The organism is Planosporangium spinosum (assembly GCF_049999945.1).
Classification (GTDB): domain Bacteria; phylum Actinomycetota; class Actinomycetes; order Mycobacteriales; family Micromonosporaceae; genus Planosporangium; species Planosporangium spinosum.
The window spans coordinates 50,507-73,191 of record NZ_JBLYUB010000024.1; the positions used below are offsets into that span (position 1 = coordinate 50,507).

Annotated in this window: 21 protein-coding genes; 11 read left to right on the top strand and 10 right to left on the bottom strand. The window is 69.5% G+C overall.

Going from position 1 to position 22,685, the window contains the following annotated elements:
* Positions 1-53: 53 nt before the first annotated feature.
* Genes ACNTMW_RS26305 through ACNTMW_RS26340 form a run of 8 tightly spaced genes read left to right on the top strand, consistent with a single transcriptional unit; the run spans position 54 to position 8,726 of the window.
* Positions 54-1,361, top strand: coding sequence for an ABC transporter substrate-binding protein (locus ACNTMW_RS26305; RefSeq protein WP_426636506.1), 1,308 nt, complete (start codon positions 54-56; stop codon positions 1,359-1,361).
* Entirely contained in the window at positions 1,361-2,113 is a 753-nt protein-coding gene (locus tag ACNTMW_RS26310; RefSeq protein WP_426636507.1) for an ABC transporter ATP-binding protein, read from the top strand. The genes ACNTMW_RS26305 and ACNTMW_RS26310 overlap by 1 nt, the downstream gene beginning before the upstream one ends.
* Positions 2,110-2,850, top strand: a complete 741-nt coding sequence (locus ACNTMW_RS26315; RefSeq protein WP_426636508.1) for an ABC transporter ATP-binding protein — start codon at positions 2,110-2,112, stop codon at positions 2,848-2,850. Before ACNTMW_RS26310 ends, ACNTMW_RS26315 begins: the two co-directional genes overlap by 4 nt.
* A gap of 1 nt (position 2,851) precedes the next feature.
* Entirely contained in the window at positions 2,852-3,718 is an 867-nt protein-coding gene (locus ACNTMW_RS26320) for a branched-chain amino acid ABC transporter permease (RefSeq protein WP_426636509.1), read from the top strand.
* Positions 3,715-4,755 (top strand): branched-chain amino acid ABC transporter permease, encoded by a 1,041-nt coding sequence (locus ACNTMW_RS26325; RefSeq protein ID WP_426636510.1) that lies wholly within the window; start codon positions 3,715-3,717, stop codon positions 4,753-4,755. The genes ACNTMW_RS26320 and ACNTMW_RS26325 overlap by 4 nt, the downstream gene beginning before the upstream one ends.
* Positions 4,739-6,124 carry an amidase gene (locus ACNTMW_RS26330; protein WP_426636511.1) on the top strand — a complete coding sequence of 462 codons (1,386 nt, stop codon included), beginning with the start codon at positions 4,739-4,741 and terminating at the stop codon, positions 6,122-6,124. Before ACNTMW_RS26325 ends, ACNTMW_RS26330 begins: the two co-directional genes overlap by 17 nt.
* A complete protein-coding gene (locus ACNTMW_RS26335; RefSeq protein WP_426636512.1) occupies positions 6,121-7,236 on the top strand; it encodes an NAD(P)-dependent alcohol dehydrogenase in 1,116 nt (371 codons plus the stop codon). Before ACNTMW_RS26330 ends, ACNTMW_RS26335 begins: the two co-directional genes overlap by 4 nt.
* A 26-nt stretch (positions 7,237-7,262) precedes the next feature.
* Positions 7,263-8,726 carry a benzaldehyde dehydrogenase gene (locus ACNTMW_RS26340; RefSeq protein WP_426636513.1) on the top strand — a complete coding sequence of 488 codons (1,464 nt, stop codon included), beginning with the start codon at positions 7,263-7,265 and terminating at the stop codon, positions 8,724-8,726.
* 116 nt (positions 8,727-8,842) lie between these two features.
* On the opposite strand, the gene ACNTMW_RS26345 is transcribed toward ACNTMW_RS26340, so the two are convergent.
* From ACNTMW_RS26345 to ACNTMW_RS26355, 3 genes are all read right to left on the bottom strand, one after another.
* On the bottom strand, positions 8,843-9,775 hold the full coding sequence (locus tag ACNTMW_RS26345) for a SpoIID/LytB domain-containing protein (RefSeq protein WP_426636555.1): 933 nt from the start codon (positions 9,773-9,775) through the stop codon (positions 8,843-8,845).
* Between the two features lie 13 nt (positions 9,776-9,788).
* The gene (locus ACNTMW_RS26350) at positions 9,789-10,604 is read right to left on the bottom strand and encodes a CHAP domain-containing protein (protein WP_426636514.1); all 816 of its coding nucleotides are present in this window, start codon (positions 10,602-10,604) and stop codon (positions 9,789-9,791) included.
* 157 nt (positions 10,605-10,761) lie between these two features.
* Positions 10,762-11,352: a hypothetical protein gene (locus ACNTMW_RS26355; protein WP_426636515.1), complete on the bottom strand. Its 591-nt coding sequence runs from the start codon at positions 11,350-11,352 to the stop codon at positions 10,762-10,764.
* Positions 11,353-11,355: 3 nt separating this feature from the next.
* On the opposite strand from ACNTMW_RS26355, the gene ACNTMW_RS26360 reads away from it, so the two are divergent.
* Positions 11,356-11,481: a hypothetical protein gene (locus ACNTMW_RS26360; RefSeq protein WP_426636516.1), complete on the top strand. Its 126-nt coding sequence runs from the start codon at positions 11,356-11,358 to the stop codon at positions 11,479-11,481.
* A 1,192-nt stretch (positions 11,482-12,673) separates the two neighbouring features.
* Here ACNTMW_RS26360 and ACNTMW_RS26365 read toward each other — a convergent pair.
* A complete protein-coding gene (locus ACNTMW_RS26365; protein WP_426636517.1) occupies positions 12,674-14,974 on the bottom strand; it encodes an ATP-binding protein in 2,301 nt (766 codons plus the stop codon).
* Between the two features lie 104 nt (positions 14,975-15,078).
* On the opposite strand from ACNTMW_RS26365, the gene ACNTMW_RS26370 reads away from it, so the two are divergent.
* A complete protein-coding gene (locus tag ACNTMW_RS26370) occupies positions 15,079-15,321 on the top strand; it encodes a hypothetical protein (RefSeq protein ID WP_426636518.1) in 243 nt (80 codons plus the stop codon).
* Positions 15,321-16,043, top strand: a complete 723-nt coding sequence (locus ACNTMW_RS26375) for a DUF4386 domain-containing protein (RefSeq protein ID WP_426636520.1) — start codon at positions 15,321-15,323, stop codon at positions 16,041-16,043. Before ACNTMW_RS26370 ends, ACNTMW_RS26375 begins: the two co-directional genes overlap by 1 nt.
* Positions 16,044-16,350: 307 nt before the next feature.
* Here the strand turns inward: ACNTMW_RS26375 and ACNTMW_RS26380 are convergent, their stop codons facing one another.
* The 6 genes from ACNTMW_RS26380 to boxC all read right to left on the bottom strand — a co-directional run bounded on the left by ACNTMW_RS26380 (position 16,351) and on the right by boxC (position 22,491).
* Positions 16,351-16,878, bottom strand: a complete 528-nt coding sequence (locus tag ACNTMW_RS26380; protein ID WP_426636521.1) for a gamma carbonic anhydrase family protein — start codon at positions 16,876-16,878, stop codon at positions 16,351-16,353.
* A gap of 3 nt (positions 16,879-16,881) precedes the next feature.
* Positions 16,882-17,742 (bottom strand): amidohydrolase family protein, encoded by an 861-nt coding sequence (locus ACNTMW_RS26385; protein ID WP_426636522.1) that lies wholly within the window; start codon positions 17,740-17,742, stop codon positions 16,882-16,884.
* Positions 17,743-17,754: 12 nt separating this feature from the next.
* Entirely contained in the window at positions 17,755-18,084 is a 330-nt protein-coding gene (gene fdxA, locus ACNTMW_RS26390; protein ID WP_426636523.1) for a ferredoxin, read from the bottom strand.
* Between the two features lie 30 nt (positions 18,085-18,114).
* Positions 18,115-19,137: an NAD(P)/FAD-dependent oxidoreductase gene (locus tag ACNTMW_RS26395; RefSeq protein WP_426636524.1), complete on the bottom strand. Its 1,023-nt coding sequence runs from the start codon at positions 19,135-19,137 to the stop codon at positions 18,115-18,117.
* Positions 19,134-20,735, bottom strand: a complete 1,602-nt coding sequence (locus ACNTMW_RS26400; RefSeq protein ID WP_426636525.1) for a benzoate-CoA ligase family protein — start codon at positions 20,733-20,735, stop codon at positions 19,134-19,136. Before ACNTMW_RS26400 ends, ACNTMW_RS26395 begins: the two co-directional genes overlap by 4 nt.
* Positions 20,736-20,835: 100 nt before the next feature.
* Complete coding sequence (gene boxC, locus ACNTMW_RS26405; RefSeq protein WP_426636526.1) at positions 20,836-22,491, bottom strand: 2,3-epoxybenzoyl-CoA dihydrolase; 1,656 nt, start codon at positions 22,489-22,491, stop codon at positions 20,836-20,838.
* Positions 22,492-22,685 lie beyond the last annotated feature (194 nt).

Consider the following 22,685-nt stretch of genomic DNA (forward strand, 5'->3'; position numbering starts at 1 on the left):
GGGCAGGTCATGCGACAGACCTGACCTACCCGGGTCGATAAAAGGAGTCGGGCGTGAGCGACACCTCCATGGGCGGTATCAACCGTCGTTCCCTCCTCAAGGCGGTGGGCCTGGGAGCCGCCGCCGTCGGCAGCACCCCCCTGCTGAGTGCCTGCGGCGGCCTCAAGGGCGCGGGAAGTTCCTCGTCCGACGTACTCAAGATCGGCTATGTCAGCCCGCAGACGGGCCCCCTCGCCGGATTCGCGACCGCCGACAACTTCGTGGTGAAGCAGATCCAGGAGGCCGTCAAGAACGGCTTTACCGCGGGCGGCAAGAAGCGCAAGATCGAGATCGTCGTCAAGGACACCCAGTCCAACCCGAACCGCGCCACCGAGGTCACCCGGCAGCTGATCAACAGCGACAAGGTGGACCTGATCGTCGGCTCGTCCACGCCGGACACCACCAACCCGGTGGCCGACCAGTGCGAGGCCAACGGCATCCCGAACGTCACCACGATCGCGCCCTGGGAGGCCTGGTTTCACGGCCGTAACGGCAAATCCGGCCAGGGATTCAAGTACACGACGCTGTTCTTCTTCGGTATGCAGCAGTTCGCCGACTGCTTCTTCCCCATGTGGGAGCGGATCGGCGTCTCCAACAAGAACGTGGCGGCGCTGTGGCCCAACGACACCGACGCCAACGCGTTCCGGCAGGGACTGGCGCCGATGATGAGCAAGGCGGGCTACACCCCTGTCGACGGCGGCGCGTACCAGGACGTGGCCACCGACTTCACCTCGCAGATCGCGAAGTTCAAGAACTCCGGCGCCGAACTGTTCACCTGCACGCCGATCCCGCCGGACTTCCAGACCTTCTGGAAGCAGGCCCAGCAGCAGGGATTCCGGCCGAAACTCGCCACGGTCGCGAAGGTCATGCTGTTCCCGTCGGAGGCCGAGGCGCTCGGCCCCCTCGCCAACAACATCGCCACCGACTTCTGGTGGAGCCCGGCGCACCCGTACAAGTCGATCCTCGACGGGCGCAGCGCCAAGCAGCTCGCCGACGACTTCGCCGCCTCGACGGGCAAGCAGTGGACCCAGGCGCTCGGCTCCGTGTACTCGCTGTTCGAGATCGCGATCCAGGCGTTCAAGGACGCCAGCGACCCGAAGGACCGCGATGAGGTCGCGTCCAAGCTGCGCACCATGAAGATCAACTGCATGAGCGGTGACCTGGACTTCACCGCTGGACCGGAGCCGGGCATCGCCATCCAGCACCCGGTGGGCGGCCAGTGGCGCAAGGGCAGCAAGTTCCCGTGGGACGTCGTCATCGTCGACAACACGCCGAACAAGTCCGTCCCGGTCGGCGGCGACCTCGTTGCGACCAACGCCTGATGAACCAGCTGCTGCACCTCGAAGACGTCACCAAGAGCTTCGGCCGGGTGACCGTCGCGAAGGACCTGACGCTCTCCGTCTCCCCCGGCGAGGCGCTCGGCATCGTGGGCCCGAACGGAGCCGGCAAGTCCAGCCTGTTCGCCATGATCTCCGGTGACCTTCGTCCGGACAGCGGCGCGGTGTGGTTCGAGGGGCGGGACGTCACCGACGTCCCGCCCCATGCCCGGACCCGGGCCGGCATCGGCCGCACCTACCAGGTGCCACGCCCGTTCGAGCATCTCACGGCCTTCGAAAACGTGCTGGTGTGCGGCTACCAGGGCGCCGCGCTGAAGGGCAGACAGGCCTGGCAGCACACCATGGGCGTGCTCGAACGCACCGGTCTCGCCGACCTCGCCAACACCCCGGCAGGGCGGCTCGGACTGTTGCAGCGCAAGCGCCTCGAGGTGGCGCGGGCCGTGGCAACCAATCCGCGACTGCTGCTGCTCGACGAGGTGGCCGGTGGTCTGACCCAGCCCGAAGTACTCGAGTTGGTGACGATGGTCAAGCAGTTGCACGCCGAAGGTCTGGGCATCGTCTGGATCGAGCATGTCGTGCACGCGCTGGTGAAGACCGTCGGCCGGATGGTCTGTCTCGCCGGTGGAGACGTGGTCGCCGACGGCGAACCGACCCAGGTGCTCGCCGACCCCAAGGTACGCGAGCTGTATCTCGGTGCGGGGCCGGAAACCGACCTGCCCGAGGAGGTGGCGTCATGACCCTGCTCTCGATCCGCGACCTCACCGTCCACCATGGGCAGCTGTGTGCCGTGGACGGACTCAGCCTGGAGCTCGAACAGGGCGAGGTTCTGGCCGTCATCGGGGCGAACGGGGCCGGCAAGTCGACACTGCTGCGTGCCCTCGCCGGGCTCAACCCGCCCACGTCGGGGAGCATCCACCTGGGCGACCGCGACATCACCAGGCTGCCGGCCCACAAGCGGGTGTCTGCCGGCGTCGCGCTCGTACCGGAGGGACGGCGGCTCTTCCGCTCGTTGACGGTAGAAGAGAACCTGCTGACCGGCACCTACCGTAAGCGTCCGGGCCCATGGACGCTGGCCCGCGTCTATGAGCTTTTCCCCTGGATGGCCGAGCGGCGCAAGCAGAACGCCGCTCAGCTGTCCGGTGGCGAGCAGCAGTCCGTGGCCATCGGCCGCGCCCTGCTGTCGAACCCCGACCTGCTACTGATCGACGAGTTGTCACTGGGCCTCGCACCGGTGATCGTGCGCCGCATCTACGAGGTCCTGCCGGGCATCGTGGGCAACGGGACGACGGCGCTGATCGTGGAGCAGGACGTATCCCAGGCGATGCGCGTCGCGGACCGGGTGCACTGCCTCCTGGAGGGCCGGTCGGTGCTCGAGGGACGGCCGCAGGATCTGACCCCTGAGCAGGTGGAGCACGCCTACTTCGGCATTGGAGAGGCGCTCCCCGCCGGGGGCGCACGAGAGGGACAACACTGACATGGACTTTCTCAACGCCCTCGTCCAGGGGCTGCTCATCGGCGGTCTCTACGCACTGTTCGCCACCGGCCTGTCGTTGATGTTCGGCGTCATGCGGATCGTCAACCTGGCCCACGGCGACCTCGCGGTGGTTGCCTCGTTCCTGGCGGTGGCGCTGATCAGCGGCACCGGCCTACCCCTGTGGTTCGTGCTGGTGGTGACGGTTCCGTTGTTCGCGGTGCTCGGCTACCTGACCCAGCGGGTACTTCTTCAGAAGAGCCTCAAGTCGGGTCCGCTGGCCACGCTGTTGGTCACCTTCGGCTTGTCGATCGTGCTGCAGAACGTACTGCTGGAGATCTTCTCCGCCGACACCCGCACCCTGGACGGCGGATCGTTCGCGACCGGCTCGTTCAAGCTCACCGGCTCCATCTCCATCGGGTACCTGTCGCTGGCCACGTTCGGACTGGCTGTCGTAGTGCTGACCGGGATCCAGTTGTTCCTGTCCCGCACCGGCCTGGGCCGCATGCTCCGGGCGTCCTCCGACGACCCCGAGACGGCCAACCTGGTCGGTGGGGACAGCCGGCACATCTACGGCATCGCCACGGCCATCGCGTTCGCGACCGTCGCGATCGCCGGGCTGATGTTCGCGATGCGTTCGTCGTTCGATCCGTCGATCGGTCCCTCCCGGCTGATCTTCGCCTTCGAGGCGGTCGTCATCGGCGGCCTCGGGTCGCTGTGGGGCACCCTGCTGGGCGGCATCGTCCTCGGCGTCACCCAGTCGGTCGGTGCGCAGATCGATCCGGCCCTGACGCTGCTCGCGGGCCACCTGATCTTCCTCGCTGTGCTGGCCTTCCGGCCGCAGGGCCTCATCGCAGGACGGAAAGCATGACCATCTCCGAGACGCTGACCTCACGGGCCGCCGCCGCGGTCGACGTGAGCCGGGCCGCACGGTCGTCGAAGTTGTCGGCGCTGGTGATGCTGGCCGCTGTCGCGGTCCTGTGCGCGCTGCCGTTCCTGGTGTTCGCCAAGGTGACGGACACGCTGGTGAACCTGTTCGTGCTGATCGCGCTGGCGAGCATGTGGAACCTGCTCGCGGGCTTCGGCGGCCTGGTCTCGGTCGGCCAGCAGGCCTACATCGGGATCGGCGCCTACAGCGTGATCGCGTTCGCCGATCAGGGCGTCCAGCCCTACCTTGCGGTGGTCCTCGCCGCGGTGACCTGCGCGATCTTCGCGGTACCCACGTCGTGGCTGGCCTTCCGCCTGCGCGGCGACTACTTCGCCGTCGGCACCTGGGTGATCGCGGAGGTCTACCGGCTGCTCGTGGTACGCGTCGACAGCCTCGGCGGCGCCAGCGGCAAGAGCCTGTCCGGACTGTCCGGCATCGACCAGACGCTGCGCGGCGCGTTGACGTACTGGATCGCGCTCGGGCTCGCCCTTGCCTCGATCGCGGCCGGCTACCTGCTGCTGCGAGGCCGGCTCGGCCTGTCGCTGATGGCGGTCCGCGACGAGGAGACCGCGGCCAGCTCGGTCGGGATCGACGTACGCCGGGCCAAACTCCTGGTGTACCTGGTCTCCGCGGCCGGCTGCGGCGCGGCCGGCGGCGTGATCACCGTGAGCTCGCTCAGTGTGAACCCCGACGCCATCTTCAGCGTCCAGTGGTCGGCGTACATGATCTTCATCGTCGTCATCGGAGGTATCGGGTTCATCGAGGGCCCGCTGCTGGGTGCGGTGGTCTTCTTCGCGCTGCAGCAACTCCTCTCCGACTACGGGTCGTGGTACCTGGTGCTGCTCGGCGCCGTCGGCATGGCGGCCGCGCTCTGGCTGCCGCGCGGGCTGTGGGGCGTGGTGCGCGACCGTACCGGCCTGAGCCTGTTCCCCGTCGGGTACTTCGTCCGGACCCGGGCCGCCAATGCCGACTCCCACTGACACCGCGACGGCGGCCGCGGCGGCGATCGCGAGCGGTGAGCTGACACCGGTCGAGTTGACCGAGCTTCTACTCGAACGCATCGCGGCCACCGAGCCGTCGCTGCACGCGTACGCCACCGTCACCGCCGACCCGGCCCGTAAGCAGGCGGACCAGCTCACCGAGGAACTGTCACAGGGCCGCCGCCGCGGCCCGCTGCACGGCATCCCGGTGGGCATCAAGGACCTGATCGACACCGCCGGCATCGCGACGAGCTACGGTTCGCCCCGCTTCACCGGGCACGTTCCGGATTCCGACGCCACCGCCGTCTCGCGGCTACGCGACGCGGGCGTGGTGATCCTCGGCAAGCACACCACCCACGAACTCGCGTGGGGCGGCCGCACGGACAGCGCCTTCTTCGGGCCGACCCACAACCCGTACCGGCACGGCCACATCCCCGGTGGGTCCTCCGGCGGTTCGGCCGCCTCCGTCGTCGCCGGCAGCTCCCTCGGGGCGCTCGGCTCCGACACCGCCGGCAGTGTGCGGATTCCCGCCGCGCTGAGCGGCTGCGTCGGTTTCAAGCCCAGCCGGGGCAGGATCCCGCTCGACGGGGTGCTGCCGCTGGCACCGTCGCTGGATCACCTCGGCGTGCTGGCGCGGACGGTCGACGACGCCGCGCTGCTCATGGACGGGCTCGCCGCCTCGACACCTGCGGCGGCGCAGCGAGAGCCGGGAAGGCCGCTGCGGATCGGCTGGCTCGGCGGCTGGTACGACGCGGTCCTGGCCCCCGAGGTGCGGGCCGCCCTGGCCACGACCCGGGCCCTCCTCGAAAACGAGGGCCTGCACGTCGACGACGTCACGATTCCCGACGAGCCGCTGATGCCGGAGGCGCTGCTCGCCCGGATCGTCGGAGAGGCCGGTTCCTTCCACCGCGCCGCTTTCGAGCAGGACCCGACCCTGTTCGGTGCGGACATCGCCGAGCTCATGCGACTGCCGGCACCCGGCGAGGAGCAGGTCGACCGAAACGAAGCTGCCCTGAGCCGGCTGGTCGCCGCCCTGCTGGCGGCGCTGCGCTCATACGACGTGCTGGCCAGCGCCACCGTGCCGGTGACGGCGCCGCAGATCGGCGCGCACACGCTGTCCGTAGCAGGCCAGGACTGGCCGGTCGAGTTCGTCCTGACGCGGCTCACCTCACCGTTCAACGCCGCCGGGCTGCCCGCGCTGTCCCTGCCGGTGGCGCTGGCCGGAGGTCTGCCGGTCGGGTTGCAGCTGGCCGGACCCGCGCGCGGCGACGCTCTCGTACTCCAGGCGGCCCGGCTGGTGGAGCAGTTGTGTCCCCCGCTGCCCCGGCCCGCCATTCCCCAACCCATCAGCCAGGGAGGATCTCGATGAAGGTGACCGCCGCCGTCGTCGACGAGCTCGACGGCCCGTTCCGCGTGGAGGAACTCGAGCTCGACGAGCCGGGCCCGGGCGAAGCCCTGGTGAAGATCGTCGCGTCCGGTATCTGCCACACCGACTCCATCACCAGGCACGGCGACCTCCCGATGCCGTTCCCTAGCGTGCTCGGCCACGAGGGCGCGGGCGAGGTGGTCGCCGTCGGCGAAGGCGTCACGGCCGTACGCCCGGGCGACCACGTGGTGATCGGGTGGCCGTCCTGCGGACAGTGCCGCAACTGCCGTGACGGCGAGCCGCGCTACTGTGCCCGCCTCGGCGAGGCGCTCTGCGGTGGCGGTCGTCTGCTCGGTCCGCGCGCCGGTGAGAGCGCCCTGCGCCGCCCGGACGGATCGGGAGTACACAGCCACTTCTTCGGACAGTCGTCCTTCTCGACCTACGCCCTCACCTGGGCCGACGCCCTCGTCGTCGTACCCGACGACGCTCCGTTGGAGATCCTCGGCCCACTCGCCTGCGGGATCTCCACCGGGGCGGGAGCCGTCATGAACACGCTCCGCCCCGGTCCCGGCGCCAGCCTGGTGGTGTACGGCGTCGGCGCGGTGGGTCTGGCCGCGGTGATGGCGGCCCGGCTCTCCCCGGCCACCCGGATCATCGCCGTGGACCGGCACCCGGAGCGCCTGAAGCTCGCCGAAGAACTCGGTGCCACCGACACCGTGAACGCCGCCGAGGTCGACCCCGTCGCCGAGGTACACCGCCGCTGCGGCGGTCCGGCCGACTTCTCCCTGGAATGCACCGGCGTGATCTCCGTCGTGCGTCAGGCCGTCGACAGTGTCGGCATGCTCGGCACCTGCGTGCTGATCGGCGGCGCACCCGCCGGCGCGGAGTTCAGCGTCGACCACCTGACCACGCTGTGGGGCAAGCGCATCGTCGGCACCCTGGGCGGCAGCGGCCGCAGCGAGACGCTGATCGGCACCCTGGTCGAGCTGCACCGGCAGGGCCGGTTCCCGTTCGACCGGCTGGTGCGGTTCTACGACCTCGCAGACATCGACAAGGCGCTCGAGGACAGCCACCGGGGCAGCGTGCTCAAGCCCGTTCTGCGGATGAACCACTGACAAGGACACGAGGAAGGAAGCACGCTGTGGGACTGCTCGACGGCGTCGACTGGCAGGGAAAGATCTTCAAGAATGGCGAGTGGACCGCCGGCCGGGGAGGCGACTACCCGGTCGTCGAGCCGGCCACCGGTGCCGAGCTCGGCCGGATGGGTCTGGCGACACCTGAGGATGTCGCCGAGGCCGGCGTCCGCGCCGTCGCGGCCCAGAAGGAGTGGGCGGCCCTGCCCCACACCGCTCGGGCCGCGGTGCTGCGCAAGGCCGGCGATCTGTGGCAGCAGCACGCCGCGGAGATCAGCGGCTGGAACATCCGCGAGGTCGGCGCGGTCCCCGGGATGGCCGGGTTCGCCCTGCACGTCGCCGCGGAGGAGTGCTACGAGGCGTCCTCGCTGCCCGGCCGGGCGCTCGGGGAGGTACTGCCGTCCGAGCAGCCGCGGCTGTCGATGGCGCGCCGTATGCCGGCCGGCGTGGTCAGCGTCATCTCGCCGTTCAACGTGCCGATCATCCTGGGCATCCGGTCCGTGGCTCCCGCGCTCGCGCTCGGCAACGCGGTGATCCTCAAGCCGGACCCGCGCACCGCGGTCACCGGCGGCACGCTCATGGCGCGCATCTTCGAGGAGGCCGGGCTGCCGCCGGGCGTGCTGCAGATGCTGCCCGGCGGCGCCGACGTCGGCGAGGCGGTCGTCACCGACCCGAACATCCGGGTCATCTCGTTCACCGGCTCCACCCCGGTCGGCCGCCGGATCGGCGAGCTCGCCGGCAAGCACCTGAAGCGGGCACACCTCGAGCTCGGCGGCAACTCCGCGCTGCTGGTGCTCGATGATGCCGACGTGGACGCGGCGGTCAACCTGGCCGCCTGGGGCTCGTTCTTCCACCAGGGCCAGATCTGCATGACCACCGGCCGGCACCTCGTCTCCGACCGGGTGTACGACGAGTTCGTCGAGCGGCTCGCGGACAAGGCCGGGCAACTCCCGGTCGGTAATCCGGCGACCGAGGAGGTCGCGCTCGGCCCGATCATCGACGCGGGACAGCGTGACAAGATCCACCGCATGGTCACGGCCAGCGTCGACCAGGGCGCGACGCTCGCGGCCGGCGGCTCCTACGAGGAGCTGTTCTACAAACCCACGGTGCTGACCGACGTACCGCTCACCGCCCCGGCCTTCGCCGAGGAGGTGTTCGGCCCGGTCGCGCCGGTCACCCGGGTGTCCTCAGTGGAGGAAGCCATCACGCTGGCCACCGCCAGCGAGTACGGGCTCTCGCTGGGCATCGTCACGCGTGACGTGATGCGCGGGCTCGCGGTCGCCGAACAGATCCCCACCGGCATCGTGCACATCAACGACCAGACCGTCAACGACGAGGCCAACGCCCCGTTCGGTGGCGTACGGGCATCCGGCACCGGATCACGGTTCGGCGGCGCCCCCGCCAACATCGAGGCGTTCACCGAGACCCGATGGATCACCATGCGCGGCGAGCCCGCCAGGTATCCCTTCTAACGTCCGTACAGGATGAGAGATGCGGTTCGGGTAGACAGATAGCGAGGTCGGGGTGCCGGTAAGGCGTACCGGCACCCCGAGATGAACGGCGGACCACCCGGTGGGGTAGGTGACCGTCAGGACAGAGCGATGTCCGTGTAGTAATAGCGCAGGATGTACCGGAAGTCGTGGCCGGCGTTGGCGAGGTCACGCGAGCCGTACTGCGACATCCAGTTCCCGTCCACCCAGGCACCGCAGGCGGTCGTGGTCGAGCAGTACTGCGCCGCCAGGATGTTTCCGTTGCGGGTCATCCGGGTCGACCAGGTCCGGTCGACGGCGGCGGACGTCGACGACTGCGCCGACGACGGCTTGTACACCTGGTCGCCGGTGTCGTCCCGGACGTCGTAGCACTGGCCGCCCGGGGTCTTGCGGGTCGAATGCAGCGCCCAGTACCAGGCGTAGCTCTTGACGGCGACGGCGCCGGCGTCCAATGAGGCGTTCGGCCAGCTCGGCACCCACTCGTTCGGGAGGACGTTCTTGACGTACGTCTTGAAATCGACCCGGTCCACTCGCCCCAGGCCGACCCGGTAGACCAGGATCGAGGTCGGCAGGGTGGTGTTGGTGCCGTCGGTCTTGCACCCCGTCGGGGGTGTCCCATCCAGTAGCTCGTGCGAGGCATTGTTGTTCTTCAGCGTGGCGTTGAGGTTGCCCTTCGCGCCGGGTGCGAAGTCCTGGCTCGCCCCGGCGAAGTTGCTGTTGAAGTAGACCCGCACCGTCTTGCTGGTGCGGTTCCACACCGACGCCGCGTTGTTCTTCACGCACACGCCCTGGCCGTTGCCGGCACCCTTGAACTCGTAGCAGGACGGCTGGGTCGTGCCGTAGTCGTCCAGGGAGTCGGTGAAGTCCGAGACCGAACCTGCCTCGTTGCTGTTGTAGTAGTAGCAGAACTCGCCGCTGTCGCAGGTCCCGTCACGGCCGGCGGCGAAGGCCGGACCGGCCACCACCGTCGCTCCCGCGAGCGCTGCCACAACCACGGCCAGAATGCCGAGTACCTTCCTGCGGAAGAACATCTCCACGTCCCGATCAGAAGTGGAGCATGTGCTGGAAGTCGGCCTGGGCGCTGCTCACGTGCACGTGTGAACGCGTGCCGTAGTGCAGCGGGTTGTTCCAGTTGTACTCCTCGACGTCGAAGGAGCCGTCGGAGTAGACCTTGTTCACGTAGGCGACGTGACCGACCTTGTGGACGTCGTTGACGGCGATCGCGCCGACCGTTGGTGTCGTGTCGACCTTCACGCCGACCCGGCGGGCGGCGTCGTCCCAGGTACCGGCGTTACCCCAGGTCGTCTTCCAGCTGTTGCTGAAGTTCGGGACGCCGAGCCGGCTCGCGATCCGCCACGCGGCGAAAGCGGTGCAGTTGTCCTGCACGAAGCCGCGCGCGTTACCGTCGTAGTCGTCGCGCGGGGTCTGCCCACCGCCCGTACTGCCGAGGAACTCGTGCGAGGCGTTGTTGTTCTTCAGCGTGGCGTTGAGGTTGCCCTTCGCGCCGGCCGCGAAGTCCTGGTAGCTTCCGGCGAAGTTGCTGTTGTAGTAGACCCGCACCGTCTTGCTGCTGCGGTTCCACACCGACGCCGCGTTGTTCTTCACGCACACGCCCTGGCCGTTGCCGGCGCCCTTGAACTCGTAGCAGGACGGCTGGGTCGTGCCGTAGTCGTCCAGGGAGTCGGTGAAGTCCGAGACCGAACCGGCCTCGTCGCTGTTGTAGTAGTAGCAGAACTCGCCGCTGTCGCAGACGCCGTCCCGGGACGCCGCGAGCGCGGGCGAACCGGTGGTCAGGAAGGACGAGGTGGTGATGGCCAGCGCGACGCCGGCGACGGTGAGAGCCTTGCGTAGGTTCAGCATGTGTCCTCTTCGGATAGTGAGCGGTGATCGGTGATCGGTGACTGGGTGCGCCTGTCGGTGTTCCGCGGGCGCCGGGGTCAGTGCGTGCGCTGGTACTCCTCCCAGGTGTGGATCGGGATCCGCGGCCCGTCGTCCGGGCCCCGGTTCGCAAGGCCGTTCAGGCCGAGGTAGTAGTCACCGGTCTGGTGCTGGGCCTGGCTGGACAGGTCGGTGTCGCTGATCGCCGCGGCGTGGATGTGCCACGGCCAGTCGCCCTGGCTCGGGTCACGGACCCAGGGGCGAAGCCGACCTGGCGCAGCGCGCGGGCGACGGCGGTACGGGTGGCGGCGGACATCCCGGTGACGGCGACGTCGACCACGCCGCCGCCGTCGTGGGTGCCGGCCGAGGTCGGGTCGCCGCCAGGGTTGTACGAGCCCTGCTCGAGCACGAGGCGGAAGCCGAGCACACGCTCGGCCTCGGTGAGCATCGCCTGGGTACGGGCGTCGACGACGTACCCGTCGCGCGGGACCCGCGCGCCCGGCGTCAGCGTGTGGTCGGCGCGCCGGGGGTCGATCTGGGCGGCCAGCACGGTCGCCTCCATGTCGACGGTAGGCAGCGCAGCGGCCGTGGCCGGAAGTGCCGCGGCGGTGGACCACACCGGTCCGGAGGTCGCGGCGGACGCCGACGCCGCACTCGACGCCACGCCACCCACCACCGCGGCGGTCGCGAGCAACCCCGTGACGGCGGCCCGGATCCTTGTCATCGTCATGCCTTGCTTCCTCCGTACGTCGTCGGGCTGACGGTCTGCCGCACCCCGGCCGCGGTCGGGGGCCAGCACCGGCTGTCGTGGCGATTCACGACGCCCGCGCACCCGGTCCATCCGCTGTGCGTGCTGTGATGACTGCCGGACGTCGGTGTAGCCGTCGTTCTTGCCGCATCCCTTGAACTGCTTCATCGACGCCGCGGTCTGGCCACCGACCATCACCTAGGCCGTGCTGCCGATCTGGACGGCGCCCGGACACCCGGGTGCCGCGCCGGCGGGGCTAGCCCGTCGCCGGTGCCTTGACCGGACCTGCGATCAGAGCCGCCAGGTAACCGCTCGCTGGCTTCATGTCGCTCGGCCTCTCTTCCGTCGCGTGTCTGCGGCCGTCGCGTGTCTGCGGTGCAGCGCCATCCCCGCAATGGGGACCAGCGGGTCGACCACGTGTCGGCCCCTATTGCTACGGGCCGCATTGATTGACCGAAACCTCTGCGACGACAGATCAATCAACGCCGCACACGGGTGGGAGACGGCGGTGCCGGCCGGGCAGGTCCGTGACCGATGCGGCTGCGCGGCATCCGGGCCGGTGCGAGGCCTGTTGACGGCATGAACCCAGACGATCGAGACGGACGGGGAGCACCTTTTTGAACAGCCGACCGGAGACGACGACAGCCGCGTGCCGACAATCCGGCGCGGTGGCGCGGGCTCAACCTGGGACGCGGCCGACCTGGGCCGGCTGATCGCCAACCTGAGATCGGCCGAGCGCCTGAACCGTCCACGCACAGCACCAGGCGAATTTCAGGCGCAGGACACGAGAACTACCGCCACGAAGGCCCGGAGGTCCGGAAGGTCCGCATCAGCCGCGTTGCGGCAGCCCAGACAGATGTTCACCGTCATCAACGGGAACGGTCGCGGGCACGCCCTGTCGTCGACCCTCGTCACCGCGGACGTCGGGTCTGCCGACGGCTGTCGTGGAGGACGTGCCGTCCGCGCCGGCCGGCCGGCGCGGAGCGGGACCCAGACGGGCCAGGCACAGCGACGGCTCGACGAACGGTTCCACCTGGTCGACACCCCTCGGGGCCCGCACCTCCGCCAACACCCCACGCATCAGACCCAGGTGCAACGAGCACACCACCTCGCGATGCTGCTCAGCGACCTCCCGTTCGAGCGTCACCACCCGCGTCCACGGCTGTCCCGCCGGCAGAAGGCCGCCAACCGCTACCCATGATGAAAAGGCTCAGTGATGGCGGGGCATCGAACGCCAACGATAACGGAGCCGGGCCTCGGCACGACCCACTCGGTCGGGAGTATGTGCGGAAGTCCAGTCCTGCTATTCGTGGTCCGGCGTGGCCATCCAGGCGGCGATCTGGGCTCGTGAGGTGAAGCCGAGCTTGTTGAGGATGTTGCGTACGTGGCTTTCGACGGTGCGTTCGGAGATGAACAGGCGGGCGCCGATCTGCTTGTTGCTCAGACCGTCAGCGACCAGCCGCGCGACGTCGGTTTCGCGTTGGCCGAGGATGCCCACGCTGGAATAGTCCGGGGCTGCGGCGGCCGGAGGAGGGAGCTCGCGGAGAGCGAGCCGTACCGCGGCCTCGCGGCTCAACTGCTGTCCGGCGGTGAACTCCGCCCCGAATGTCGCCGGGCCGAGTGCGGCCGTCACCGATGTGGTGGCCTGCGTCAGGGCCGGAGCCATTCCCGCGTTGATGCGGGCGCCCGCTTCGCCGCGCAGGCTCTCCATCGCCCCGAGGAGCCGTGCTGCCAGCCGTGACTCGCGCGAGGCGGCCGCGCAGCAGCCCAGCGCGCCGAGCAGGTGGCATTGGGCCACCCGGTCGTCGAGTTGGTGGGCGATGCGCAGCGCTTCGGTGAACCGCTGCTCGGCCTCGGGAAGGTCACCGGAGAGCAGCGCGGCGAAACCCTGGTTCATCAGCATCATGTCGAGGCTGTACAGGTCGCCCGCTTCGCGGCTGAGCCGGGCACCCTCGGCTGCGGCGGACCTGACGGTGTCGAGGTCGCCGTCGAGGAGACCGTTGAGCGCCGGGGCCTGGTGCAGCATGAGGGCGGTGCCCAGGTCGTCCAGGTCGGCGGCGGCGACACGAGCCTGGTCGAGCAGCCGCCTGGCGGACGCGCGGTCGCCGGCCAGGTTCGCCGCGATCGACGCCATGCCCAGCGACTGCGCCAGCGCATCCGGCTGCCCCGCCGAACGGGCCGCCACCACAGCGCGGTCGAGCGCCGGCAGAGCCGCCGACGGGTCGTTCTGCAGCACGGCGAGGAACCCACGGACGAAGTACGCCCACGGGTGCGCGACCGGCTCGGCAGTGCGGGCGAGCAGCTCGTCGAGCCACCGCACCCCCTCGGTCGTCGCGCGGGTGAGCCAGTACCAGATCAGGGCGGTAGCGAGGTCGATTCCGCGCCGGGAGTCGTTGCGGTCGGCGCAGCTGTGCAGGACTGCTCGGAGATTGTCTATCTCCAGTTCCGCCCAGGCCAGCCAGTCGAGCAGCCGGAAGCGTCCCTCCGCCGCGAACTGCCGACACCGCGCCAGGTAGTGATCGGCGCAGCGCTCCTCGACGATTTCTTCCTCGCCCGCCTCGCGCAGTTTGTGGCGGGCGTACTCACGCATCGTCTCGTGCAGCCGGTAGCAGGCGGTGCCGGCGACGTCCTCCCTGGTCACCAGCGACTTGTCCAGCAACGACGACAGCAGGTCGAGCGCATGTGTCGCCGGCAGGTCGTCGCCGCAGCACACCGCCTCGACGTCGTCGAGGGTGAACCGACCGGCGAACCCGCCCAACCTCGCCAGCAGCGTCCGCTCGGCCGGCGCCAGCAGGTCGTAGCTCCACCCGATCGCGGTGCGCAGCGTCTGATGGCGCGGCAGCGCGGCCCGGCTACCGCCGGTGAGCAGGTCGAACCGGCTGCTCAGCCGGTCGCGGATCTGCTCGGGGCTCAACGCCCGCGTGCGCACCGCCGCCAGTTCGATTGCCAGCGGCAGCCCATCGAGCCGGCGGCACACGTCGACGACCGCCGCCTGGTTGTCGGCGGTCAGGTCAAAGCTGCCCGACGCCGCCGCGGCCCGCTCGACGAAGAGCGTGACCGCCTCGTTCTGGCGCAGCTGGGCGAGAGACTCGTCGGCGTGCGGTGACGGCAGCTGGAGCGGAGGAACGGGCAGCACGTGCTCACCGGCAACCGACAGCGGCTCCCGGCTGGTCGCGATCACGCGCACCCCCGGCGCCGCCTTCATCACGTCGGTGACGAGTCGGGCGGCCGCGTCGAGCAGGTGCTCGCAGTTGTCGACGACGAGTAGGAGTTGCTTGTCCTTCAGGTACGAACGGAGCAGGGCCACCGGCTCGGTCGCGGCCTGGTCGCGTAGGCCGAGGGCGGTCATGACGGCGTGGCCGACGAGCGCCGGATCGGCCAGTTCGGCGAGCTCGACCAGCCAGGCGCCGTCGCCGAAATTTCGCTGGAGGTCGGTCGCGACGCGGACCGCCAGGCGTGTCTTGCCCACCCCGCCCGGCCCGACCAGGCTGACCAGCCGCGCGGTGGCCAGCTTCTTGCGGGCCTCGGCCAGCTCATGGCGACGGCCGACGAAGCTGGTCGCCTGGGCGGGCAGATTGCCCGATCGGTCGGTGGGCTTGGGCACCGACCGACCGTACTACGCGCCGTGATCTTCACGGCGCAAACACTCAGTACCGGCTCAGTGGTTGCACTGATGGCGGCGCGTCATGCGCTCCCTAGATTTTGATCATGACTACGGAACATCCCACCTGGCGCGTGGAGGTCGGCTTTGTCGGCACACCCCCCGTGCGGCAGATCGAAGCGGCGTCCGGAGTCAGCGCCGTCGAGACCGCCGGTCCGGTCGTGCGCTGCCTCGTCACCGGCAGCTTCCAACCGTTCCTCGAGGCGCTGCGCGGCCACGAGGTCATCACCCTGCAGTCGACACCGACCGTCGAACCATCGTCATCCCCGCGTGTGGAGGACGGTCTGTGATGAACTCTGTTGCGGGCACCTCACCGCGCCGGCTGGCCAGGATCGCCGGCCTGCTCTACCTCATGAACATCGTCGGGGGCGCCTTCGCCATCACCGTCGTTCCCGCCATGCTGGTCACGGCCGATCCGGCGGCCACGGCGCACAACATCGCGACCCACGAACTGCTCTACCGGTCCGGCCTCGCCGCCCACGTCGTGGTCACCGTGACCAACGTCGGCCTGGCAATCATCTTCTATGACCTGCTCAAGGTGGTGAACCGGCGGATCGCCCAGCTGGATGTGTTCTTCATCCTGGTCGGCACCGCCATCGAGGCCGCCGGCCTGGTCAACCAGTTCACTCCGCTGGTCCTGCTGAGCGGCGGACCGTACGGCAAGGCTCTTCCGGCGGCACAGCTGCAGGCGCTGGCGTACCTGCCCGGCGACCTGTCGGGCATCGACTACACCATCCACACGGTGTTCTTCGGCTTCGACCTCCTCTGCATGGGCTATCTGCTCCTCCGGTCGAGGTTCCTGCCCACGACGATCGGTGTCCTGCTGGCGATCGACGGCCTCGCCTACCTGATCTACAGCTTCGCCGACATCCTGGCACCGGGGTTTGCCGCCGAGTTGGTCCCCTGGATCCAGCTGCCTGCGCTCCTCGGCGAAGGATCGCTGTGCCTGTGGCTGCTCGTGGCCGGCGTGAACAACGAGCGATGGAAGCAACAGGCAGTCAATCCCCGTTGATCCCCCGGGCGGGACGACCTCCCAGTTGATCACCGGACAGCCCGCGACAAAATCACCGGACATCCCGCGACAAACCTGGCCGGCCGGGCCATCCGGGAGCGACGAACGACCGCGACACCGGCCGCGGCGACCGGGTCGCCGCGGCCGGCAATCCTGGGGCGGGCTCGGCATCATGGCCGCCGCCGGTGCCTGCCGGCGCCTGGGCGAGCTGGTCGGCGAGCCCCCTCGCGAAGGAGATCCTGCTTGCTGGGAAGACGGTGTCCGCCGAGGGTGCGCTGGCCGTCAGGTTCTCCTCAGAGGTCGATCCTCACCGATCGAGCCTGCGCAGCTCGTGCCGGTAGCGCTTGGCGTTGCCGACGTACTCGCGCACTCCGTAGTCGATCCACTCGGCCTGCACGGCGGTGTCCATCGGCCGGGGCCGGGCGGGTACGCCGAGCGCCATGTGCCCGGCCGGGACCTCCAGGTCCTCGGGTACGAGCGCCTGCGCGCCGATCACCGATCCCGCGCGCACGACGGCACGGTTGAGAACCACCGAGCCCGAGCCGATGAGGCAGCGATCCTCGATCGTGCACCCCTCCAGATGAGCGTTGTGCCCGACCACACAGTCGCTGCCGACCACGGTCGGCCACTGCTCGGTGGTGTGCAGGATCGTGCCGTCCTGAATGGATGTACGCTCGCCGATCTCGATGCGCCCGAAGTCGGCCCGCAGCACCGCCGTCGGCCACACCGACGACCCGGCGCCGATGGTGACATCGCCGATGACGACGGCGTCCGGATGGACATAGGCGTCCGGATGGATGCGGGGCACCAGGTCACCGAGCGCGTAGACGGCCATTCCTCACTCCCCCATCGACAAGCCGGCGTATACCTTCAGCGCGTTCCCGCCGAGTACGGCCGCGGCGGTCTCGTCGGGCAGCAGTCCGGCGACGGCGCGGGCGTTGGCCGCCGTGCCGGGCACACCAGGCCAGTCGGTCCCGAAGATCCACTTGCGGGCCAGGCGACCGAGGTCGTACGTGGCGTAGTACTCGGGCAGCCGTTTGGGTGGCAGCCCGGACAGTTCGATCCACACGGTGTCGTTCGACAGCGCGAGGAAGGCGGCCGCGTCGTACCACCAGCCCCGCCCGCCGTGTGCGAGCACGACGTTCAGCCCGGGAAAGTCCCGTACGACCGGGATGATGAACTGCGGATCGGCGTTCTCGTTCGCCGCACCGGGGAAGGAGCTCGTGCCACAGTGGACGACGAGTGGGACGCCCCGCTCCTGGAGTACCTGGTACGCCGGATACAGCGCCGCGTCGTCGCAGCGGAAACCGCCGTGCACGGGATGGAGCTTCAGCGCGGCTGCTCCGAGGTCGAGCTGCCGGCGTAGCTCGGCGGCGATCGGGAAATGCAGGTGCGGGTTGACGTTGGCTACCGGCCGGAACCTGGCGGGGTTGTATTCGACGATCGGTAGCAGGTCCTCGAAGGTCTGCATGCCGGTCGCCTTGGGGCTGTACTCGCAGAACAGGAGCGCCACGTCGACGCCCTGGGCGGCGAAGAGCTCGTCGAGGCGCGCCGGGCGCGGCACGCCATCGCCGTCCCAGACGTCCTCCAGGATGCCGTCGGCGCCGAAGTCCCGGGCCCACCGCAGCCAAGCCGGCCGCAGTGTGTCCAGCATCGGCACGTGGACGTGCGCATCGATGAGCGGGGTGCCGTCGAGCATGTCGTCGTACTCCTACCGGTCCGCGACCATCGGGGTGTCCACGCCGATGCGGCCCGTCTTGTGCGAGCCTCCGGGTGCGCCGATCGGCGCGTCGCGGCCCGGCAGCACCTCGATGAAGAAGCGACGGTTGTCCTCGACGAAGTCGACGTGTTCCGGGGCGACCCGCCGGTCCTGGCTGATCGCCCCGACCGGGCAGACGGGCTCGCAGGCACCGCAGTCGATGCACTCCTTGGGGTTGATGTAGAGCTTGCGCTCCCCCTCGTAGATGCAGTCGACCGGGCACTCCTCCACGCACGACTTGTCCATGACGTCGATGCATGGTTCGGCGATGACGTACGGCATATGTGGATCTCCTGATGGACGATGTGCGGCCTAGGCCGGGACGGGCAGCGGGGCCGACGCCGGGCTGTCGGTCGAGTGGCCTGGGAACAGCTGGGCATCGGGGTCGAGGTGCACCGCGGCGTTGTTGACCGCGGTGGCCACCTCGCCGAAGCCGACCGTGATCAGGCGGACCTTGCCGTCGTAGTCGGTGATGTCGCCGGCGGCGAAGATGCCGGGCACGTTGGTGCGCATCGCGGAGTCGACCACGAGGTGGCGGCTGTCGTGCAACTCAAGGCCCCACTCGCGTAACGGTCCGAGGTTGGCGGTGAAGCCGAGGGCCGCAACGAGCCTGTCGCACGGCAGCATGCGCGGGCTCTCCTCGCCGGTCACGCTGATCTCTACCCGTTCGAGCCGGCCGTCGCCACGGGCCGCGGTGACCTGGGCGTTGGTGATGATCTCCACCGGGGACGCTTTGAGCCGCTCGACCGAGCCGTGGTGAGCCCGGAACGCGGCGCGGCGGTGCACCAGCGTGACGCTTTTGGCGATCGGCTGGAGCATGAGGGACCAGTCCACCGCGCTGTCGCCGCCGCCCACCACGACGACGTCCTTGCCTGCGTAGTCGGCGTTGTCCGGTACGAAGTACTCCAGACCCCGGCCGAGGAACTCCTCGCCCGCCGGCAGCGGGCGCGGCGTGAAGGTGCCGATGCCTCCGGTGACCACGATCGCCCCGGCGGTGATCTCGGTCCCGGCGCTGGTCTTGACCTTGAGCAGGTCGGGCCGCCCGTCGGCGGGCACGCGGTCGAGCTGCTGTGCCTCCTGGCCCAGCAGGTACCCGGGGTCGTACGGCGCGGCCTGCTCGACCAGATTGGCGATGAGCCGCCGACCGGAGACCGCGGGTAACCCGGCGATGTCGAAGATCTGCTTCTCCGGGTACATCGCGCTGACCTGGCCGCCGACCTGGCTCAGCGAGTCGACGACCGCTGTCCTGAGGCCCCGAACGCCGGCGTAGTAGGCACCGAAGAGGCCGACCGGCCCTGCTCCGACGATGAGCACGTCGACGTCGAGGGAGCTCATCCGCCCGCTCCTTGCATGACGGTGGACTGCTGATCTGTCGGGAGGTCCGTCACGAGCTCGCGGACCCGGAAGCGTTGGAGCTTGCCGGTGGCGGTCTTGGGCAGCGCGTCGACGAAGACGACCTGCCGGGGCCGCTTGAACGCGGCCAGCCCGTCGCGGCACCACTGGATGAGTTCCTCGGCGGTGACCTCACCGCGGGCGACGACGCACGCGACCGGTTTGTCGAGACCGTAGGCGTCGGTGACGCCGACGACGGCCACCTCGGCGACCGCCGGGTGCTCCAGCAGGCGGCTTTCGACCTCGGCCGGCGACACCCAGATGCCGCCCGCCTTGAGCAGGTCGTTGCTGCGGCCCATACAGGTGTAGAAGCCGTCCGGCGAGCGCACGTAGGTGTCGCCGGTGTTGAGCCACTCCCCCGCGAACACGGTGCGACTGGCGCCGGCACGGCGCCAGTAGCCAAGGGCGATCGATTCTCCACGCACGTACAGCGCGCCGGGCTCGCCGTCGGCCACACACGCGCCCGTACCGTCGCGAAGCTCGATGTCGTAGCCCGGCACCGGGCGGCCGGTGGTGCCCGGGCGGATCTCGCCGGGTCGGTTGGACACGAAGATGTGCAGCGCCTCGGTGGAGCCGATGCCGTCGATGACCTCGACGCCGAAGCGCCGGGTGAAGGTCTGCTGCAGCGGCGCGGGCAGCGGCTCCCCGGCAGAGGTACCCAGCCGCACGGAGGCGAAGGTGTCGTCGGGCAGGGCGCTGCCGAGCAGCGCCGCGTAGAAGGTCGGGACGCCGAAGAACAGGGTCGGCTTGTCGGCGGCCATCCGCTCCGCGGTCACGGCGGGTGTCGGGCGACGCGGCTCGAGCACCGTCGAGGCTCCCACGGACAGCGGGAAGAACAGCGAGTTGCCGATGCCGTAGGCGAAGAAGAGCTTGGCGATGGAGAAGCAGACGTCGTCCGGCCGGATGCCCAGGACCTGCCGGCCGTAGGTTTCGCAGACGTAACGGATGTTGGCGTGGCGGTGCATCGCCCCCTTCGGCGATCCGGTGGTGCCGGAGGTGTAGAGCCACAGCGCCCAGGCGTCCTCTCCGGTGTTGGCAGGCTCGCGCTGTTGCTGCGGTTGCCTTTCCCCCGCCGCTAACAGCTCGGCCCAGGTCCAGGACGTGACGCCGGCGGGAGCCGCGAGCACCGTGTCGCCATCGCACACCAGGTGCCGCAGTTCAGGCGCTGCGGCGACCGCCTGCTGGAACTGCGGCGCGTACTCGGCGCTCGCCACCACCACCGCGGCGCCGGAGTCGGCGATGATCTGACCGAGTTCCTTCGCTCCCAGCATCGTGGAGACCGGCACGGCCACGAACCCGCCGCAGAAGGCGCCGAGGATGCCGGCGAAGAGGGGAATGTCGTCGTTGGCGGCGAACACGACGCGGTCGTCGCGCCGCAGGCCCAGGGTGCGCAGGGCGGCGGTGACGGTGCCGACGAGGTCCTCCAGCTCCGCATAGGTGAGCGTGACCGCACCCCTGCGGACCGCCACCCGGTCACCGAGGCCGTCACGCACGTGGCGGTGGACGAGCCAGGTACCGGCATTGAACTCTGTGTCACTCATAGCAGCTCCTCGCCTAGCGGCTCGTCGCTCGCGTACGCGCGCGTGCCGTGCTTATGGGTGCGCGTGAACAGGCTGTGCTCGTCGATTCGCTCGCTCATGGTCAGACCCGTTTAAGGTCGTAGTCGCCCTTGCGGCCGCTTCCGTAGCGGCGCAGGGCGCCGTCAGGACCGGACGCGTTCGGCCGGATGAAGATCCAGTTCTGCCAGGCGGTGAGCCGTCCGAAAATCTTCGTCTCCAGCGTTTCCGGGCCGACGAAGCGGTGGTTGGCCTCCATGCCGGTCAGCGCGTCGGGCGACAGCGAGGCGCGCTCCTCCAGCACGATGCGCAGCTCGTCTTCGAAGTCGATATCGTCGAGGGCCATGGTGACCAGCCCGAGCTCGACCGCGGCGGCGGCGTCGAGCGGCTCGCCGATCCTGGCCCGGGCCGCGGCGAGGTCGTCGTCATTGCCCCAGAACCGCGACTGCAGCCGGGACAGGCCGTTGCCCATCGGGAAGTCGCCGTTGTTCGACTCGCTCAGCCGGATGGTGGCCGGATCGGCGTCGGAGTCGGAGTCGGTGTAGACGCCGTCGAGCATGTACTGCCGGTCGGCGGCCAGCGCCAGCTCGAGCAGCAGGCCTGCGAACGCCGTGCCCGGGTCGATGACGGCGATGAGGCTGCGGCTGGTCACGTCGAGGCGCTTGAGCGTGCGCTTGTAGTTGTGCCGCACCTCGTTGACGAACCAGTCGTCCGCCAGCTCCCGCAGCTGGGCGTCGTAGGCCATCACCCGCTCGGCGTCGCCGACGGCGCGCAGGACCCAGATGCCGAGCTCGAGTTCGTTGGTGCGCAGGTGCAGGATCAGGTCGTCCAGCGCGCGGGTCACGGCGAGCGGCCAGTACTCCACGCCCTGGGCGAGCACGGCCGCAGCGTCGGCCGGCGGGGCCGCGTTCGGACCCTCGACGGTGATCTCGACACGCCTACCCGAACGGTCGATCGTCGCTGAAACGTAGGGGTAGGTGATGGTGTCGCCGGAGTCCCTGCGGTCCAGCGACGTCAGCGTCACGCCGGTGGCCCCGGACGGGCGCTCCGACGACGCCGCCGCCTCCCGGGCGCGCCGGTCGATCTCGGCGTCGAACGCGTTGCGCGGCACGGTCGCGTCCACCAGGCCCCACTCGACGGCGGTGCTGCCCCGGTAGCCCTCGGCCTTGGTGGCGAACAGGTCGGCGCGGTCTTTTCGGACGTGGCGCTTGTCCACCACGCGGCTCAGGCCGCCGGTACCCGGGAGCACGCCGAGCAGTGGCACCTCGGGCAGCGACACGGCCGAGGAGCCATCGTCGACGAGGACGATCTGGTCGCAGGCGAGCGCCAGCTCGTACCCGCCGCCGGCGGCGGTGCCGTTGAGCGCGGCGATCCAGGTCTGGCCGGAGTTCGCGGTGGCGTCCTCGATGCCGTTGCGGGTCTCGTTGGTGAACTTGCAGAAGTTCACCTTCCAGGCATGGGAGGACTGGGCCAGCATCCTGATGTTGGCGCCGGCGCAGAACATCCGCTCCAGACCGCCCGTCATCACGACCGCCTTGACCTCCGGGTGCTCGAACCGCAGCCGTTGGACGATGTCGTACAGCTCGATGTCGACCCCGAGGTCGTAGGAGTTCATCTTGAGTTCGTAGCCTCCGACCAGGCCACCCTGCTCGTCGACACGCAGCGTGACGGTGGCGACCTCTCCGTCCACCTCGAGCTTCCAGTGGCGGTAGCGATCTGGCGAGGTCGCGAAGTGGACCACTGGAGGCGTGACCGGTGAAGCCTCCGCACTCGCCGTGCTCCGCAAAGTTCCAGGACTCTCGGTGACAGTCAATGTGCACTCCGTGGGCGATGGATGGATTGAGGGTTCCGGCCCTTATGTTCGACGCAATCTCAGTGGTGCGTCAAGAGTTTGTAGCATTTATGGGTGGCCCACCTTTCGGGAGGGACCGATCC

Bases quoted from the DNA above. Each gene is read 5' to 3' on its own strand.
- ACNTMW_RS26310 (WP_426636507.1), top strand. From the start codon at position 1,361: ATGAACCAGCTGCTGCACCTCGAAGACGTCACCAAGAGCTTCGGCCGG.
- ACNTMW_RS26315 (WP_426636508.1), top strand. From the start codon at position 2,110: ATGACCCTGCTCTCGATCCGCGACCTCACCGTCCACCATGGGCAGCTG.
- ACNTMW_RS26320 (WP_426636509.1), top strand. From the start codon at position 2,852: ATGGACTTTCTCAACGCCCTCGTCCAGGGGCTGCTCATCGGCGGTCTC.
- ACNTMW_RS26325 (WP_426636510.1), top strand. From the start codon at position 3,715: ATGACCATCTCCGAGACGCTGACCTCACGGGCCGCCGCCGCGGTCGAC.
- ACNTMW_RS26330 (WP_426636511.1), top strand. From the start codon at position 4,739: ATGCCGACTCCCACTGACACCGCGACGGCGGCCGCGGCGGCGATCGCG.
- ACNTMW_RS26335 (WP_426636512.1), top strand. From the start codon at position 6,121: ATGAAGGTGACCGCCGCCGTCGTCGACGAGCTCGACGGCCCGTTCCGC.
- ACNTMW_RS26345 (WP_426636555.1), bottom strand. From the start codon at position 9,775: ATGTTCTTCCGCAGGAAGGTACTCGGCATTCTGGCCGTGGTTGTGGCA.
- ACNTMW_RS26350 (WP_426636514.1), bottom strand. From the start codon at position 10,604: ATGCTGAACCTACGCAAGGCTCTCACCGTCGCCGGCGTCGCGCTGGCC.
- ACNTMW_RS26355 (WP_426636515.1), bottom strand. From the start codon at position 11,352: ATGACGATGACAAGGATCCGGGCCGCCGTCACGGGGTTGCTCGCGACC.
- ACNTMW_RS26370 (WP_426636518.1), top strand. From the start codon at position 15,079: ATGACTACGGAACATCCCACCTGGCGCGTGGAGGTCGGCTTTGTCGGC.
- ACNTMW_RS26375 (WP_426636520.1), top strand. From the start codon at position 15,321: ATGAACTCTGTTGCGGGCACCTCACCGCGCCGGCTGGCCAGGATCGCC.
- ACNTMW_RS26380 (WP_426636521.1), bottom strand. From the start codon at position 16,878: ATGGCCGTCTACGCGCTCGGTGACCTGGTGCCCCGCATCCATCCGGAC.
- ACNTMW_RS26385 (WP_426636522.1), bottom strand. From the start codon at position 17,742: ATGCTCGACGGCACCCCGCTCATCGATGCGCACGTCCACGTGCCGATG.
- fdxA (WP_426636523.1), bottom strand. From the start codon at position 18,084: ATGCCGTACGTCATCGCCGAACCATGCATCGACGTCATGGACAAGTCG.
- ACNTMW_RS26395 (WP_426636524.1), bottom strand. From the start codon at position 19,137: ATGAGCTCCCTCGACGTCGACGTGCTCATCGTCGGAGCAGGGCCGGTC.
- ACNTMW_RS26400 (WP_426636525.1), bottom strand. From the start codon at position 20,735: ATGAGTGACACAGAGTTCAATGCCGGTACCTGGCTCGTCCACCGCCAC.